Annotated in this window: 17 protein-coding genes, 1 tRNA gene and 1 pseudogene; 12 read left to right on the top strand and 7 right to left on the bottom strand. The window is 63.5% G+C overall.

What is annotated here, in order from left to right; genetic code table 11:
* The first annotated feature begins 99 nt into the window (after positions 1–99).
* From FAZ69_RS04040 to FAZ69_RS04015, 6 genes are all read left to right on the top strand, one after another.
* Positions 100–2,415 carry a DNA translocase FtsK gene (locus FAZ69_RS04040; protein WP_136892661.1) on the top strand — a complete coding sequence of 772 codons (2,316 nt, stop codon included), beginning with the start codon at positions 100–102 and terminating at the stop codon, positions 2,413–2,415.
* Positions 2,416–2,509: 94 nt separating this feature from the next.
* Positions 2,510–3,244 (top strand): outer membrane lipoprotein chaperone LolA, encoded by a 735-nt coding sequence (gene lolA / locus FAZ69_RS04035; RefSeq protein ID WP_439654747.1) that lies wholly within the window; start codon positions 2,510–2,512, stop codon positions 3,242–3,244.
* An 89-nt stretch (positions 3,245–3,333) separates the two neighbouring features.
* Complete coding sequence (locus tag FAZ69_RS04030; RefSeq protein WP_136892659.1) at positions 3,334–4,644, top strand: replication-associated recombination protein A; 1,311 nt, start codon at positions 3,334–3,336, stop codon at positions 4,642–4,644.
* Positions 4,645–4,699: 55 nt separating this feature from the next.
* Positions 4,700–5,995, top strand: a complete 1,296-nt coding sequence (gene serS / locus FAZ69_RS04025) for a serine--tRNA ligase (protein WP_136892658.1) — start codon at positions 4,700–4,702, stop codon at positions 5,993–5,995.
* A 125-nt stretch (positions 5,996–6,120) separates the two neighbouring features.
* A tRNA-Ser gene (locus FAZ69_RS04020) sits at positions 6,121–6,211 on the top strand.
* Positions 6,212–6,274: 63 nt separating this feature from the next.
* Entirely contained in the window at positions 6,275–6,856 is a 582-nt protein-coding gene (locus tag FAZ69_RS04015; protein WP_136892657.1) for a recombinase family protein, read from the top strand.
* Between the two features lie 939 nt (positions 6,857–7,795).
* Here the strand turns inward: FAZ69_RS04015 and FAZ69_RS04010 are convergent.
* The 5 genes from FAZ69_RS04010 to FAZ69_RS03990 form a co-directional block, all read right to left on the bottom strand.
* A complete protein-coding gene (locus FAZ69_RS04010; RefSeq protein WP_136892656.1) occupies positions 7,796–8,089 on the bottom strand; it encodes a hypothetical protein in 294 nt (97 codons plus the stop codon).
* A gap of 21 nt (positions 8,090–8,110) precedes the next feature.
* The gene (locus FAZ69_RS04005; protein WP_136892655.1) at positions 8,111–8,359 is read right to left on the bottom strand and encodes a hypothetical protein; all 249 of its coding nucleotides are present in this window, start codon (positions 8,357–8,359) and stop codon (positions 8,111–8,113) included.
* Complete coding sequence (locus FAZ69_RS04000) at positions 8,359–8,664, bottom strand: hypothetical protein (protein ID WP_240702103.1); 306 nt, start codon at positions 8,662–8,664, stop codon at positions 8,359–8,361. The genes FAZ69_RS04005 and FAZ69_RS04000 overlap by 1 nt, the downstream gene beginning before the upstream one ends.
* An 11-nt stretch (positions 8,665–8,675) precedes the next feature.
* Positions 8,676–9,773 (bottom strand): replication initiation factor domain-containing protein, encoded by a 1,098-nt coding sequence (locus FAZ69_RS03995; RefSeq protein ID WP_136892653.1) that lies wholly within the window; start codon positions 9,771–9,773, stop codon positions 8,676–8,678.
* A gap of 715 nt (positions 9,774–10,488) precedes the next feature.
* A complete protein-coding gene (locus tag FAZ69_RS03990; RefSeq protein WP_136892652.1) occupies positions 10,489–10,911 on the bottom strand; it encodes a tautomerase family protein in 423 nt (140 codons plus the stop codon).
* A 122-nt stretch (positions 10,912–11,033) separates the two neighbouring features.
* Here FAZ69_RS03990 and FAZ69_RS03985 point away from each other — a divergent pair, with 122 nt between their 5' ends.
* On the top strand, positions 11,034–11,657 hold the full coding sequence (locus FAZ69_RS03985; protein WP_136892651.1) for a TetR/AcrR family transcriptional regulator: 624 nt from the start codon (positions 11,034–11,036) through the stop codon (positions 11,655–11,657).
* Here FAZ69_RS03985 and FAZ69_RS03980 read toward each other — a convergent pair.
* Positions 11,643–12,383, bottom strand: a complete 741-nt coding sequence (locus FAZ69_RS03980; protein WP_136892650.1) for an ArsR/SmtB family transcription factor — start codon at positions 12,381–12,383, stop codon at positions 11,643–11,645. The two genes, FAZ69_RS03985 and FAZ69_RS03980, sit on opposite strands and share 15 nt — an antisense overlap.
* Before the next feature lie 13 nt (positions 12,384–12,396).
* A complete protein-coding gene (locus FAZ69_RS03975; protein WP_136892649.1) occupies positions 12,397–12,840 on the bottom strand; it encodes a MarR family winged helix-turn-helix transcriptional regulator in 444 nt (147 codons plus the stop codon).
* A gap of 176 nt (positions 12,841–13,016) precedes the next feature.
* On the opposite strand from FAZ69_RS03975, the pseudogene FAZ69_RS34520 reads away from it, so the two are divergent.
* From FAZ69_RS34520 to minC, 5 genes and pseudogenes are all read left to right on the top strand, one after another.
* Positions 13,017–13,374: pseudogene (locus FAZ69_RS34520) on the top strand (MFS transporter); the annotation flags it as partial.
* Positions 13,357–13,578 carry a hypothetical protein gene (locus tag FAZ69_RS34515; protein ID WP_439654748.1) on the top strand — a complete coding sequence of 74 codons (222 nt, stop codon included), beginning with the start codon at positions 13,357–13,359 and terminating at the stop codon, positions 13,576–13,578. The pseudogene FAZ69_RS34520 and the gene FAZ69_RS34515, both read left to right, overlap by 18 nt.
* Before the next feature lie 93 nt (positions 13,579–13,671).
* Positions 13,672–14,457, top strand: a complete 786-nt coding sequence (gene map, locus FAZ69_RS03965) for a type I methionyl aminopeptidase (protein WP_136892648.1) — start codon at positions 13,672–13,674, stop codon at positions 14,455–14,457.
* A 118-nt stretch (positions 14,458–14,575) separates the two neighbouring features.
* Complete coding sequence (locus FAZ69_RS03960) at positions 14,576–15,109, top strand: GNAT family N-acetyltransferase (protein ID WP_136892647.1); 534 nt, start codon at positions 14,576–14,578, stop codon at positions 15,107–15,109.
* Positions 15,110–15,209: 100 nt separating this feature from the next.
* Entirely contained in the window at positions 15,210–15,992 is a 783-nt protein-coding gene (gene minC, locus FAZ69_RS03955; protein ID WP_136892646.1) for a septum site-determining protein MinC, read from the top strand.
* Positions 15,993–16,004: the final 12 nt, after the last annotated feature.

Raw genomic sequence — 16,004 nt, 5'->3', positions numbered from 1 at the left:
CATTTACAGCCTCGTCTTCAACACAGCGTTTACAATAGCCCGCATCGATCGACTGGCGATGCGCGCAGCGCGAACGCCGCAAGATGCACTACGGATTCAATGGCCAAAGCTCCCTATTCCGCGAACGCGCACGCATTGCCGCACCGCATGTCGCGCCTTTTTACCGAAATTCGCTGGATATTGCAGGTCGCGCTCGGCGTGTTCCTGCTGATGGCGCTCGTCAGCTACAGCCGTCACGACCCGAGCTGGACGCACGCGGCCCAAGTCGACCGGATCGCCAACTGGGCCGGGCGCGTGGGCGCCTGGACCTCTGACATCTTGCTCCTGCTGTTCGGGCTGTCCGCCTACTGGTGGATCGTGCTGCTGGCCCGTCACATCTCCGCGAACTACAGCCGCATCACGCGCAGCGAAGCGCTCGATGACGACGCGCCGCGCGATTCCGGCTGGATCACCGAAGCCTTCGCGTTCGTGCTCGTGCTGCTCGCCTGTGACGGCATCGAGGCGCTGCGGATGTGGTCGCTCAAGGTGCAGTTGCCGCGTGCGCCGGGCGGCGTGGTCGGCGAGGCGGTCGCGCATGGGGTGTCGCACGCGCTCGGCTTCACGGGCGGCACGCTCGCGTTGCTCATTGCGCTTGGGATCGGGCTGTCGCTGTACTTCCGGTTTTCGTGGCTGTCGGTGGCCGAGAAGGTCGGCGACGCGATCATCTCGGCCGTGACGCTCGCCAAGCTGCGCCGTGAGACCGTGCGCGACCGCAAGCTCGGCGAGGCCGCCGCGGTCAAGCGCGAAGGCAAGGTGGAGCAGGGCCGCGTGCGCATCGAGGAGCACGAGCCCGTCACGATCGTGCCGCCCGTCGTCACGCCGGCGAAGTCCGAGCGCGTCGAGAAGGAAAAGCAGGTGCCGCTCTTCACCGACCTGCCCGGCGATTCGACGCTGCCGCCCATCGCGCTGCTCGACCCCGCGCCGCCCGCGCAGGAGACGATCTCCGCCGATACGCTCGAGTTCACCTCGCGCCTGATCGAGAAGAAGCTCAAGGACTTCGGCGTCGAAGTGAGCGTCGTGGCCGCCTATCCCGGCCCGGTCGTCACGCGCTATGAGGTCGAGCCGGCCACCGGGGTGAAGGGCAGCCAGATCGTCAATCTCGCGAAGGATCTCGCGCGCTCGCTGTCGCTCGTTTCGATCCGCGTCGTCGAGACGATTCCCGGCAAGAACTATATGGCGCTCGAGCTGCCGAACCAGCGGCGCCAGACCGTGCGCCTCTCCGAGATCCTCGGCTCCGAGGTCTACGCCGACGCGCCGTCGGCGCTCACCATGGGGCTCGGCAAGGACATCGGCGGCAAGCCCGTCTGCGCCGATCTCGCCAAGATGCCTCACCTGCTCGTCGCCGGCACGACCGGCTCAGGCAAATCGGTCGGCATCAACGCGATGATTCTCTCGCTGCTCTACAAGGCGAGCGCCGAGCAGGTGCGGATGATCCTCATCGATCCGAAGATGCTCGAAATGAGCGTCTACGAAGGCATTCCGCACTTGCTGTGCCCCGTCGTAACCGATATGCGCCAAGCCGGCCACGCGCTCAACTGGGCCGTCGCCGAAATGGAGCGCCGCTACAAGCTGATGAGCAAGCTCGGCGTGCGCAATCTCGCCGGCTACAACAACAAGATCGACGACGCGGCCAAGCGCGAGGAGAAGCTCCCGAACCCGTTCAGCCTGACGCCGGACGATCCCGAGCCGCTCTCGCGCCTGCCGAACATCGTCGTCGTCATCGACGAGCTCGCCGATCTCATGATGGTGGTCGGCAAGAAGGTGGAGGAGCTGATCGCGCGGATCGCGCAGAAGGCGCGTGCGGCCGGCATCCATTTGATCCTGGCGACGCAGCGTCCGTCGGTCGACGTCATCACCGGCCTCATCAAGGCCAACGTGCCGACGCGCATGGCGTTCCAGGTCTCCTCGAAGATCGACTCGCGCACGATCCTCGACCAGCAGGGCGCCGAGTCGCTGCTCGGCATGGGCGACATGCTCTATCTGCCGCCAGGCAGCGGCTTGCCGGTGCGCGTGCACGGCGCGTTCGTCTCGGACGAGGAGGTGCATCGCGTCGTCGAGAAGCTCAAGGAGCAGGGCGAGCCCAATTACATCGAAGGCATTCTTGAGGGCGGTGTCGGGGGCGAAGGCGACGAAGGCTCGGCGGGCGCCGGCGGAACCGGGGCTGGCGGCGAGGAGTCGGATCCGCTCTACGATCAGGCGGTCGAAGTCGTCGTCAAGAATCGCCGTGCCTCGATCTCGCTCGTGCAGCGGCACCTGCGGATCGGCTACAACCGCGCGGCGCGGCTGCTCGAGCAGATGGAGCAGTCGGGGCTCGTCTCGGCGATGTCGTCGAACGGCAACCGCGAAATTCTCGTGCCGGCGCGCGAAACCGATTGAGCAGCCCGCAACGCCGCGGTGCGTTGCACGCGTTGCCGCAGCCTGATGCCGGTCCGCGCCACATCTCGCCATACCTACGGAGAACTAAAACATGCTGCAATGCTTCGGGCACCAAGCCCGTTCTTCCCATTCCTCGCCGAACAGCACGCGCCGCCCGCTGCTGCGCTCGGTCGCGCGGCTCGCGAGCATCGCCGTGATCGGCGCCTCGATGTTCGCCGCGCCGCAGGCATTCGCGAGCGGCATCGAGCAACTGAAGGCGTTCGTCTCGCAAGTGAAGGCCGCGCGCGGCGACTTCGTGCAGAAGCAGGTGAAGGCGCCGAGCAAGGCTCAGCAGGACGCGAACGGCGGCATGGCGACGCCGACCATCACCAGCACGTCGAGCGGCACGTTCCTGTTCGCGCGTCCCGGCAAGTTCATCTGGTCGTACGAGAAGCCTTATGAGCAGGTGCTGCAGGCAGACGGCGACAACCTTTACGTCTACGACAAGGACCTGAACCAGGTCACCGTGCGCAAGCTCGGCGGCGCGCTCGGCGCGAGCCCGGCCGCGATCCTGTTCGGCAGCAACGATCTCGACAAGAACTTCACGCTGAAGGATGCGGGCGTGAAGGACGGCATCGACTGGCTCGAGCTCACGCCGAAGTCCAAGGACACGCAGTTCCAGCGCGTCGGCATCGGCTTTCGCGACGGCAACCTCGAAGCGATGGAGCTGCACGACGTGTTCGGCAACGTGACGTTGCTCACGTTCTCGAACATCCAGAAGAACCCGCCGCTGAAGGCCGATACGTTCAAATTCGTCGTACCCAAGGGCGCGGATGTGTTGAATGGTTGAACGTCTCATGCGCGGCCTTGGCGCTGGCTTATAGCGCCAAGGCCGTGTTTTTGATGCGCCTGAAATGTGCCTGAGGGAGGGCGGGGTTCATGTCTGATCTTTTCCAAGTCGAGCCGCGCCGGCCGTTGGCCGAGGCGCTGCGGCCGAAGACGCTCGACGAGGTCATCGGCCAGACCCACTTGCTCGGCGAGGGCAAGCCGCTGCAGCTCGCGTTCGCGTCGGGCAAGCCGCATTCGATGATCCTGTGGGGGCCGCCGGGCGTCGGCAAGACGACGCTCGCGCGCCTGACCGCGATCGCATTCGATTGTGAGTTCATCGCGTTGTCGGCGGTGCTCGGTGGCGTCAAGGATATCCGCGAGTCCATGGACCGCGCGCAGCAGAACCTGAACACGCGCGGCAAGCACACGATTCTCTTCGTCGACGAGATTCATCGCTTCAACAAAGGACAGCAGGATGCGTTGCTGCCGTTCGTCGAGTCGGGTCTCGTGACGTTCATCGGCGCGACGACCGAGAACCCGAGCTTCGAGGTGAACTCGGCGTTGTTGTCGCGCGCGCAGGTCTATGTGCTCAAGTCGCTGTCCGACGATGAGATGCGGCAACTGCTGCGACGTGCGCAGGAAGTCGCGCTCGGCGACCTCGTGTTCGACGAGCGCGCCGTCGATACGCTGATCGGCTATGCCGACGGGGATGCGCGGCGCTTCCTGAACCTGCTCGAGCAGGCGCAGACCGCGGCGATCTCGTCGAAGAACATGCATATCGATGCGGACTTCGTGACGAATGCGATGACGTTGAACGCGCGGCGCTTCGACAAGGGCGGCGAGAATTTCTACGATCAGATCTCGGCGCTGCACAAGTCGGTGCGCGGCTCGCATCCCGATGCGGCGCTTTACTGGTTCTGCCGCATGATCGACGGTGGCGCCGATCCGAAGTACCTGTCGCGCCGCATCGTCAGGATGGCGTGGGAGGACATCGGTCTTGCCGATCCGCGAGCGATGCAGATCGCGAACGACGCCGCGGCGACTTTCGAGCGCCTCGGCGCGCCGGAGGGAGAGTTGGCGCTCGGCCAGGCTGTGATCTATCTGGCGTGCGCCGCGAAGAGTAACGCGGGGTATATGGCCTTCAACCAGGCGATGGCGTTCGTGAAGCAGGACAAGTCGCGCGAAGTGCCCGTGCATTTGCGCAACGCGCCGACGCGCCTGATGAAGGAGCTCGGCTATGGGCGCGAGTACCGCTACGCGCACGACGAGCCGAACGCATACGCAGCAGGCGAAACCTATCTGCCCGAAGGCATGCGCGAGCCGGGGTGGTATCAGCCGGTGCCAAGAGGACTCGAAACCAAGATCGCAGAAAAGCTCGCATGGCTGAGGGATCTCGACAAGAAGGCCAGGGAGTCCGAATAGCCCCGCGCCGGTGCGCTAAAATCCCACCTTCATACAACGAAGACCGTTCCCTCCCATGCTCGACATCCAGTTGCTGCGCAAAGACCTCGACGGCGTCGCCAAGCGCCTCGCCGACCGCGGTTACACCCTCGACGTTGCCGCGTTCTCCGCGCTCGAAGCGGAGCGCCGCGCCATCCAGACCCGCACCGAAGATTTGCAGTCGCGCCGTAACAGCCTGTCGAAGCAGATCGGCGCGATGAAGGGGCGTGGCGAGGACACCTCGGCGGTGATGGCGGAAGTGAGCGGCATCGGCGACGAGATGAAGGCGTCCGCGGTGCAGCTCGAAGACGTGCAGAAGCGTCTGTCGGACCTGATGCTCGGCATGCCGAACCTTCCGCACGAAAGCGTGCCGCTCGGCAACGACGAAACCGCCAACGTGGAAGTGCGCCGCTGGGGCACGCCGCGCCAGTTCGATTTCGAGGTGAAGGACCACGTCGACGTCGGCACGCCGCTCGGGCTCGACTTCGAGACCGGCGCGAAGCTGGCGGGCGCGCGCTTCACGATGCTGCGCGGACAGATTGCGCGCCTGCATCGCGCGCTTGCGCAGTTCATGATCGACACGCATACGCTGCAGCACGGCTATACGGAAATCTATACGCCCTACATCGTCAATCCCGAGATCCTCTACGGCACGGGCCAGCTGCCGAAGTTCGCGGAGGACATGTTCCGCGTCGAGAAGGGCGGCGGCGAAAACCTCGTGACGCAATACCTGATCTCGACCTCTGAGATTTCGCTGACGAATACGGTGCGCGACAGCATCGTCGAAGGCAGTGCGCTGCCGATCAAGCTGACCGCGCATTCGCCGTGTTTCCGCTCGGAGGCGGGCTCGTACGGCCGCGATACGCGCGGCATGATTCGCCAGCATCAATTCGACAAGGTCGAGATGGTGCAGATCGTCGCGCCTGAGGCTTCGTACGATGCGCTCGAGCAGATGGTCCTGCATGCGGAGACGATCCTGCAGAAGCTCGAGCTGCCGTATCGCGTGATCACGCTGTGCACGGGCGACATGGGCTTTTCGGCGGCGAAGACCTACGACCTCGAAGTGTGGCTGCCGGCGCAGAACACCTACCGCGAGATCTCGAGCTGCTCGAACACCGAGGCGTTCCAGGCGCGTCGGATGCAGGCGCGCTATCGCAACGCGCAGGGCAAGCCGGAGCTCGTGCACACGCTGAACGGCTCGGGCCTCGCGGTGGGGCGCACGCTGGTCGCGGTGCTCGAGAACTTCCAGAACGCCGATGGCTCGGTGACGGTGCCGGCGGTGCTTCGTCCGTATCTCGGCGGCGTTGCGCGGCTCGATGCGATGTCGGCTTGATATCGCACACGTCGCGTTCTCGGCCTTTTATGCGTCTCGCGCAAAAAGGGCTTGGAATCTGATTTCAGCTGTTCTATAATCTTCGCTTTGCCAAGCAGCGACCAGCTTGGCAAAGCAGCAAAACCGGAGAGGTGGCAGAGTGGTCGAATGTACCTGACTCGAAATCAGGCGTACGGTTTCCCCGTACCGTGGGTTCGAATCCCACCCTCTCCGCCAAGAAAAAAGCGCTTTTCTGTTTTTGCTTAATCTCGTGTGGGTTCCACCACCACACGAGAAAAAATGAGAATAGGTTACGCCCGAGTATCCACTCAAGAGCAAGAAACACGCGCGCAGCTCGACGCACTTACAGCAGCAGGCGTCGAGTTGATTCACGAAGAGAAACGGTCTGGCGCTTCCATGCGCCGACCGGTTCTTGACAAACTCCTCCGAAATCTCAAGCGCGGCGACACTCTAGTCGTCTACAAGCTCGACCGCATCGCGCGATCTCTCAAGCACCTCCTGAGTATCATCGACCGCCTGCAAGACCGTGGCGCCGACTTCCATAGCCTCACCGAACACATCGACACCAACACGCCAGCCGGCCGCCTCATGCTCCAGATGCTAGGTGCGTTCGCCGAGTTCGAGCGGGAGATGATCCGCGAGCGGACCAGGAGCGGCATGCAGGCCGCTAAGAAGCGTGGAGTACGTCTTGGCAGACCCCGCAGTCTCGATCCGGTGCAGGAGCGCCAAGCGGTCGCCCAATGGCGCACAGGCCGCTATACGCTCACGGCGCTGGCCCATCAGTACGGCTGTCACCTCTCGAGTATCAAGCGCGCCGTCTACCGGGCCGATCAGGTCTCGCAGCCGCGGCTGATCGACTGACGCCCCGCGTTCGGCATGGGGAAGGGGCAGGTGAGGCCAGCCCCTTCCCCAGTGCCAAGCGTATCTTTACATCGCTCGTCAAGTCCAAGCCCTTCGGGGCCGCTACGCGGCGACTTGACGGATTCCGATCGCATCACCAGCTCGATGCCCCCTGTTCATGTTGCGTCCGGCTCATATCCGAGCAGGACAGCTCGGAGCTCAGCATGCCCAACGGACCCGCCGCGCGTTGAGTCGCCGCGCATAATCGACACCATGCGAGTGAACGCGTCCCACCGTTCCGGTGTGTTTAGCGTCGCGCCCAGTTGTTCGAAGCGGGCGAACGCTTCAATAGCCGCTGCCGACCCATACAAACAGATACGGCACTTCGCGTCCGCTGTCCTAGAAGCGATATCTCGCCCTTCTTCGGAATCGCGAGGCCTCCTTAGGTTTGCATTCTCAGAAACGCACTTTAAGTAGTCGGTATATGCGACAGTTCTCAACTCGCGATGGTGCTTTTGGCGATCCAAATGGCGATTGAAATAATATTGAAGGAAAGCGCCGAAAACAGCGCCAATAAAAGAGAATATTGCTGCAGACGTTGACATAGCCTCCCCTCTATTTCGCGAAACGCTAAAAACTCACGTAACGCCAAGTCTTCAGCCCAGCGTCAATCGCTGCGTACTTGGCCGACGCCTTGTCGCCATAGCACGACACCTTGCTCAGATCGAGTGCATTAATCAACTCATACGGCTTATCAGCCGTGCCACGGCGATCAAACACGTAAAACCGAACAACGTCCTCGGTCGTACCAACGCACCATGTTGCCATTCAAATCCCCCGTCGAATTGGTCTAGAGCTGAAACGCTAACACGACGAATCGCAGCATCCAATACGCATAAAAAAGGCCGGTCATAAACCGGCCAAACTCCCTGATTATCCTGTCGTCACGTGTAACGGAAACTACGCAGCAGCAAGCTCCCCGTGCGGCACGTCGTCGGTTTTCGCATGCGAAATTTCGGATACCGTACTAGATGGCGCTCCACCATCCGGCAGCAGCGCCCAAAGCCGCTCCATACGCTCTTCGATGACCTCGCACCAGCCAAATACGCCGTAGCTGAACTCGTTCACCGCTCGACCCTCGTTCGAGCCCGAATGCACCGATCCCGCCGCAGCAGCCGACGCCATGTATTTCAACGCGCAAAGCAGGCTCGACACCTCCTCGAACTGCGAACGCGCACTGACAACCTTTGCCATCGCACACCCCCGTAACGAAAATTAGTTTGACGAACTAACACCGAGCGGACAAGCGGGACTTGTCACCTCAAGCCGCGCCTCGCCTTCGTACACCACACGTCCGCTCTGCTTGAAGACATACGGTACGACCACGTAGCCGTCGACCGTGATGCCCACATCGAACTTGCCCGACGCGTTGACCCACTCCATGTACTCGATCACCACGTCCTCGGCCTTCTCGACCGAGCGCGCCGTGCCCGCGATATAGCCGCCTACGACGACCTGTAGCATCACGCCCCCTTTGCGCTCTTCGACTCCAGCGCTATCGGCTTGATGCTCGTTACGAGGCTGCGATCGCCACCCGACTTACCGTTGGTCGTCTGGATCATCGTCACCTCGGCCACGAACGGCATCGGCGTATGCAAGATGCTCTTGACGATCTCCGATTTCTCAACCTTGACTTCGTTGGTACACACGCCGCTCGCCGTCTCACCGCGCAGATCCACGTCCACGAAGATCGCCGCGCTGTCCATGTCCTTGCCGTCGATGTTGCCGACAAAGTACTTTGCACCACGAATCGTTACTCGGGCCAACATTTCCATTTTCGTTACTCTCTCAGGTCCGGCGCAGGTTCGTGCGCGCCATGCACGTGCGCTGCCAACGCAGACTTTTGCATCTTGGCCGGTACGCCTTCAACGCGTAGCGCGACCACGAACGCGGCATAATCGTCATCGTTCTTTTTCAACCATTGATGCGCGAACTTGCCGTACTGGTCACGCGCTGCGCGCATCGTACGATCAAGGTCAATCTCGCGCTCCACCTGGTCTGTGCGGCACCGTAACGCCGCCACGTCGATGAACCGCTCAAGCGCCTTAAACGCGCCCACGAAATACTCGTCGCGCTTCATCACAATCTCGTGCGGAATCGTCCGGTCCTTGCTGCCGAACTCCGCCTCAAGGCGCACCCACTCGCTATCCTGTTGGCCCTTCTGCCGACCCTTCTCGTAGGCCCGCAGCATCTTGCCGTTCGCACGCTGCCCGATTTCGAACGTCGTGCCCTTACAGCCACGCGCACCCGCCCGCCCGCTCTCGATCTTGCGATAGTCCGGAACGCGGCCACCGCAGTGAAACTCGCCTGCGTCGTACATCTGCTCGATATCGGCGATCGCAACCTCGCCCTCCAGGAAGTCAACCGCCAGGTCGCAGCGCGTCACCTTGGCGTCGAGATCCTGCAGCGTCGCAAACACAGCCTGCCAGTCCGTCACGACCGCGCAGCCCCGACCCGTGAAGTCCACCACCATCCGGCCTTCGCGACCGTTGTAGCCGCCCCACGCCACGATGCCCGCCCGGATCCACTCGCCGTCGAGAAACGTCATGACGTCCATGCTGTCGCCCCAGCCGCGCAAGCACTTGTCTGCGGGCACCATGTTCAGCGGCATGTCCGCCCACAGCTTCAGATAGCGGCGAACCTGCTCCAGGCCCTCGGGAACGCCGCCATCCGGCAGAAACGTGAACTTCAGGTAGTCAACGATCGCTTTGGCGTTGTCGCCAGACTTTCCCCGGGTATTACCGGACCCGGGGAGGGCGGCTGCGCCGCCCGGCGCGTCGCGCTGCGGGCCAAGGCCTCGCGGGCGCACCGCGCCCGGCTCTGAGCCGCCCAAGCTCCATCCGGCTTTCGGGGTGACAGTGGGGCGACGGCGGCTCATTCGGCGCTCGCCAGTAGGACAGGACTTCCCGTTACGCGTAACGACAAATCGATGGAGAGGTGTGAAGCAGAGAACGCCGCGTTCGCGGCCAAGCAAGATGTGACAAGCAGGAATAGCAGTTCCGGCATCCGCATGCGGCTTTCGCTCCCCGAGGTGATGCTGTTAGACTTCGGTCCTGACGAAACCTCAAGAAGTTGAGATTTCCTCAAATTTCGTTAGGGGCGATTCTTTTGAGTTTTACTCAAAAAGTCAAGGGGAACATATGACGATTAGCGAACTTCTGGACGCGGCAAAGCGCGCGCAAGGGTCGCTCGGCAACGTCGCGACAAGGCTCGGGACTGACCAGTCCAACTTGTCGCACTGGCGCAAGGGCCGAACGAAACCGAGTGCAACGCAAATCGCGCGGCTCGCGGAAATGGCATCACTCCCGGTCTTCGAGACTGTGGCGGAGGTCGAGGCACAGCTCGAAGGCGACGACGATCACGTATGGGCGCGCGCCCTGGGAAAACTCAGGGCGGCTGGGGTGGCAGCCGCCGTGACCCTTACACTCTCGACCTTTTTGGCGCTCGTTCCTAGCCACGACGCGCACGCGTCAATGGTTCGAATTCCACCCTCTCCGCCAGAATTCGCAAAAACCCCGCAAGTCAACGACTTGCGGGGTTTTTGCTTTGCAGCCGACAAACCGATGAATCGGCTCGCTACACAAGCACGCCGTTTATCGAGCAGCGTGTTGAATCGCATCGACGAGTTCCGAATTGCTATAAGCGCGGCCGCCTATACCCCATGAGCCGTCATCGGCATAGACGACATTGGTCCAGATGCGGTCCCGGCTAAGCCGGCCTTCTGCCGCTCGTTCGAGTATCGTGGTCGCCGCTTCGGTGAAAGCGTGCTTCGCTTCCGGCGTCGCAAGCGCGATCGTCGGCAATTTGAGTTCGACAAAGGCGGCTGCGGCGGGCTTGCCTCCTGAGAAAACGTGTCCCTTCGGCAAGACGTTCAGTGTCCCGACCACATTGGGCTCCATGAACGAGTTGCCGTCGAGCCCGTTGATCTTCAAAAGCGCGCGGGTCAGTTCGGAGAATGTGCGGGCTTCGGCTTCCGGCGAAAGCAGCCCTTCGGGAACGGTCAGCGTAATCGGCATGTTGATTCCTCGGGTGTGAACAACGACAAGGGGTGATATAAATATCAACTGCTCTCTATGTATAGATACTGATCGCTCTCTTTTCAAGAAAAAAGAGCGATTGCTCTCAAAGTGAGTGGCCGATGCGTTACACCACCGAACACAAGACCGAAACCCGCAAGCGCATCCTCGATGCGGCCGGCCAGCTTTTCCGCCGGGAGGGCTATGGAGGCTCGGGCATCGACGGCCTGACCAAGGCGGCGGGCGTCACCAATGGCGCGTTTTACGGTCACTTCAAGTCGAAGCGCGAAGCGTTCCGCACTGTCGTCCTTGCCGGGCTCGAGCAGTTGCGGCTCGCGATCGCCGAGGTGAAAGCCGGAAACGGCGCGCACTGGCTCAAAACCTTCGTCGACTTTTATCTCGGGCCCAAGCGCACCTGCGACATCGGCGAGGCCTGCGCGCTGCCGAGCTTCTCGCCCGAGATGGAGCGGGCTGACGACGAAACGCGCGCTGCCTACGAGACGAAGCTGCGCGGGCTCATCGAGGAGGTCTCGGCCGGCTTGCCGGGCGGCTCGGCCAAGGAGCGGGAGGAGCAGGCGATAGCGCTGCTTGCGATGCTGTCGGGCGGGGTCACGTTGGCGCGTGCGGTGCCCGATCCGGCGCTGTCGGAACGCATCGCTCAGGCGGTCGGCAAGATGGCGGTGGCGATGGTGGCGGATGCGCAGCCGAGCCCCAAACGCGTGAGCGCTTCGTCAAAGCCGCGATGAAGCCATCGGCTCGCCGATGTTCGGCTGCGCCGGTCGGCCTTCCCGCTCAATACCGAAGTGCTGCTTGAGCGCCGCCCACCCGAGCGGCGTGATGAGGACAGACCGCCTTCCCGGCACCCGCCGCATCCAATCCCACGCGAAGAACGCATTCAACAGTCGGGCGCCGAACGGCCCCGCGACATGGCGTTGGCGCTCGGTCCAGTCGAGACACTGCCGGACCAAGCCCGGTTCGTCGAGTTGAAGTTCGTCGACATCGAGCCCGAGCGAGCGCAGCCAGTCGATGCCCGAAGGCGTCACCCCATAGTCCCGCTCGCCCGCTTCGACGAGAAACCCGCGCGCAAGCATGCCGCGCGTGACGGCGACGCCGATCTGTCCCGCAAGGTGGTCGTAGCAGCAGCGCGCAAAGCGCAACTCCTTGGCGGCGCGAGTCGGAGGGCTGCGCCATGCGGGCGTGACCGGTCCGACCGAGGCGAGGCTTTCGAGCGCGAGCGCCACGTGCGGGCCGGCCAGCCGGTAATAGCGATGCCGCCCTTTGGTTTCGACGGTCACGAGGCCGCCCGTCAGCAGTTTCGCGAGATGGGAACTCGCGGTCTGCGGCGTGACGCCGGCGGCGTCGGCGAGCGCGCCGGCGGGCAGAGCGCCGCCATCCGAGAGCGTGATCAGCATTACGGCGCGCACGGGCTCCGCGATCAGATGGGCAACGGACGAAATCGTGTGTTGGCTCATTCCCAGGCCTGCGCTATTGATCGACGATTGAACTGAGATTCGTCCGCACGCGGCGCAGCATCGAGATCAACTGCTCGATTTCCTCCGCGCTGAACCCCGCGAGTGCCTCGGCTGCGATTTCGTCGCCGACGCGGCGCGCGGTATCCAGCGTTTTTTCCGCTTTTTCGGTGAGCAGCACTTGCCGCTCGCGGCGGTCGTTCGGATTGGCTGGGCGCTCGACCCAGCCGCCTTCCTCCATCCGGTCGAGCAGGCGGCCAGCGGAGATCGGCGCGACTTCGAGCAGGTCGGCGAGCCGCGCCTGGTTCACGTTGCCGAAGCGCGAGAGATAGGCGAGCGCGCGGCATTGCGCGCGCGTGAGTTCCACGGACGATTTTGCGAGATCGTCGAAACGCTTGCCGCACAGGCGGCCGACGTCGGAGATCAAGAAGCCGAAGCGTTTTTCGAGTTCGATGGGCATCCGTTGATTATACGAACGAAAAGGGATGCCGATCGTTGTCCCGAAGCGGGCGCAAATAGGAAAAGGGCGGGGAAAAGGCCTGATTGCTCGGCCCGCTCCTGTCTCTACAATAAGCATGCTTATCATTTGCCCGAGAACCCTCGACGATGTCCGCAGAACTGGCGCTCGCCAGCGTCGTCGCGCCGCTCTCGCAGTCGATCCTGCTCGACATCGATCCGCGCGAGCGCCAGGGGCAGGCGATGGCCGTGTGGGGGATGGGCGTGATGGTCGGGCCGATTCTCGGTCGACCCTGCGCGGCTGGCTCACCGACAGCTACAACCGGCGCTGGGTGTTCTTCATCAACGTGCCGATCGGCGCGCTGCAGGCGCTGCTCGACCGCGGCGAGCAGCTCGACTGGTTCGGCTCGCTCGAGATCGTCACCGAAGCGCTCCTGGCTACCATCAGCTTTGCATTCCTCGCCGTGCACACGCGACGTCCGGCCTGAACACGTTCTTCATCTTCGTGATCGGCGCGGTGATGTGCGCGACGCGCGCTCCTGCCGCCAACATCAAGGTCTTCGATCCGGCAGTGCAGCCGCTCGTCGACCAGGCGATCACGCAGCAGGCGCAGATGATCGCCTACCTGAACGACTTCAAGCTGATGCTCATCGCGACGCTGTTCGTGATCCTGCTCCTGCTGCTGATCCGCCCGGCCGCCAAGCCTGCGGACGGCGCTCCGGCGCACGCTGCCGCCGACTGAATCCGGGGCCGACGGCCGCGTCTGTACAATGCCGGGTGCGCATGCCGGTTCGCGCCGACAGGACATGCTGCCTGCATCACAGAAAACGACCCCATGACCATCACCTACAAGACCCCTGCCGACATCGAAAAGCTGCGCATCTCCGGGCGCCTCGCCGCCGATGTGCTCGCGATGCTCGGCGAGCACGTGCGCGCCGGCGTGAGCACCGAGGAGCTCGACGCGATCTGCAACGACTACATCGTCAACACGCTCAAGGCGATTCCGGCGAACGTCGGCTACCTGGGCTTTCCGAAGACGGTGTGCGCGTCGGTGAATCACGTCGTGTGCCACGGCATTCCGAACCGCAGCGACATCCTGCGCGACGGCGACATCGTCAACATCGACGTCGCCGTCATCAAGGACGGCTACTTCGGCGACACGAGCCGCATGTACTTCGTCGGCGAGCCGAGCCCGGTCGCGCGGCATCTCGTCGATACGACCTACGAAGCGATGCTCGCGGGCATCCGGCAGGTGCGCCCGGGCGCGACGCTCGGCGACGTCGGCCATGCGATTCAGCGCGTCGCGCAGCGCGAGGGCTTTTCGGTCGTGCGCGACTACTGCGGGCACGGCATCGGCAAGGTCTATCACGAGGACCCGCAGGTGCTGCACTACGGGCAGCCAGGGCAGGGGATGAAGCTCAAGCCGGGCATGGTGTTCACCATCGAGCCGATGGTCAACGCCGGGCGCGCGGGCACGGCCGTGCTGCGCGACGGCTGGACCGTTGTCACCAAGGATCGGTCGCTCTCCGCGCAGTGGGAGCACATGGTCGCCGTCACCGATGACGGCTTCGAACTGCTGACGCCCTGGCCGGACGGCACGGGCGCGTACGAAGCGCCATGAAGCGCCGGCTATCGGACGCATGGAAATCGCCGGCAACGCCCCGTGGAAATAACGATTTGACTCGCGCGCAGCTTCGGTCGAAGCTACGCGTTAGCCTTTCCCAGTGAAATCCCGCCGCATGAGTTCATCACTGACTGTCCGCCGCATCGCCGCCGATCAGGGCGAAACCTACCGCGAGCTGCGCACCGCCTCCCTGCGCGAAGCGCCCTACGCGTTCGGCGAGACGCTCGACGAAGTCTTGTCCGCCGATGCGGCGACGTTTGCTGAAACCGCCGCCCTGCACGCGGTGTCCGCTGTTTCCACCACGTTCATCCTCTACACGGAAGGCCATCCCGCCGGCCTGATCTGCGCGTTTTTCGACGAGACGCCGCAGCACCATGCATTTGTCTGCGAATTGTGGGTGGCGCCGGCGGTGCGGCACCTGCGCGGCGGCGAAATGCTCGTGAACTCCGCGAGCGCATGGCTGGCGGAGCAGGGCGCGCCCGAGGTCTACGCGTGGCTCGCCGACGCCAACCGCAACGCGATGCGTTTTTACGAGCGGCTCGGTTTCGGGCCGACCGGCGAGCATGCGCCCATTTCCCGAGCGCCGCAGCAGACGCAAACGCTGCTCGTGCGCCGCGTTAGGCGCGAAAACGCTGCATTTCAAGGGTGATTCGCGTAAATCGTCACGGCCAGTCCGGCACGGCCTGTCCAAAAATTGTTTCGGCTCGCAGCGACGCCTGTAAAATACGCAAAATTTTTTGCGGAACGCCATGTCGCTGAAAAAATCGCCATTCTTCGAACTTCGTAGCGGCTCGGTCGACACGCTCCTCTTCGTCGTCAAGACGACCGATCTCGACGCGCTCGCAGGCGAACTCACGCGGCGCTTCGAGGCGACTCCCGAATTCTTCGCCGGCGATGTCGTCGCGATCGATGTGCGCCGCCTCGCGGAAAACGAGCGCGTGCCGCTCGCCGACATCGCCAAGCTTCTCGACAGCGTGCGCATGCGCCCGGTCGGCATCGTCGCCGAGGCCGCGCAGCACGCATGGGCCGCCGATGCCGGCCTGCCGCTTCTCGAAGCGCGCGACCGCCGCGCGCCCGCCTCGAAAGGCGCAGGCGATGCCGGCGACAACCCCGCATCCGCCGCGCAAGAAGCGCCTCAGGCCGCCGGCGCCGCCCCGGCTCGCGAGCCCGAGCCGATCGCGCGTCCCGCCGTTCCAAGCCAGACGCTCGTCATCGACAAGCCGCTGCGCTCGGGCCAGCAGGTCTACGCGAAGGGCGACCTCGTCGTGCTCGGCCTCGTGAGCTACGGCGCGGAAGTGATCGCGGAAGGCAACATCCATATCTACGCGCCGCTGCGCGGGCGGGCGCTCGCCGGCGTGCACGGCAATCACGACGCGCGCATCTTCTGCACGTGTCTCGAACCGGAACTGATCTCGATCGCAGGCATCTATCGAACGACCGAGAACCCGCTGCCGGCCGACGTGCTCGGCAAATCGGTGCAGATCCGGCTCGAACAAGAGAAATTGATGATCGAACCGTTGCGGCTCACGTAAGGCGCGCTGCGC

The organism is Trinickia terrae, assembly GCF_005144415.1.
GTDB classification, from domain to species: domain Bacteria; phylum Pseudomonadota; class Gammaproteobacteria; order Burkholderiales; family Burkholderiaceae; genus Trinickia_A; species Trinickia_A terrae.
The sequence above is the reverse complement of the archived record's forward strand: the minus strand, read 5'-3'. Positions and strand labels throughout refer to the sequence as shown.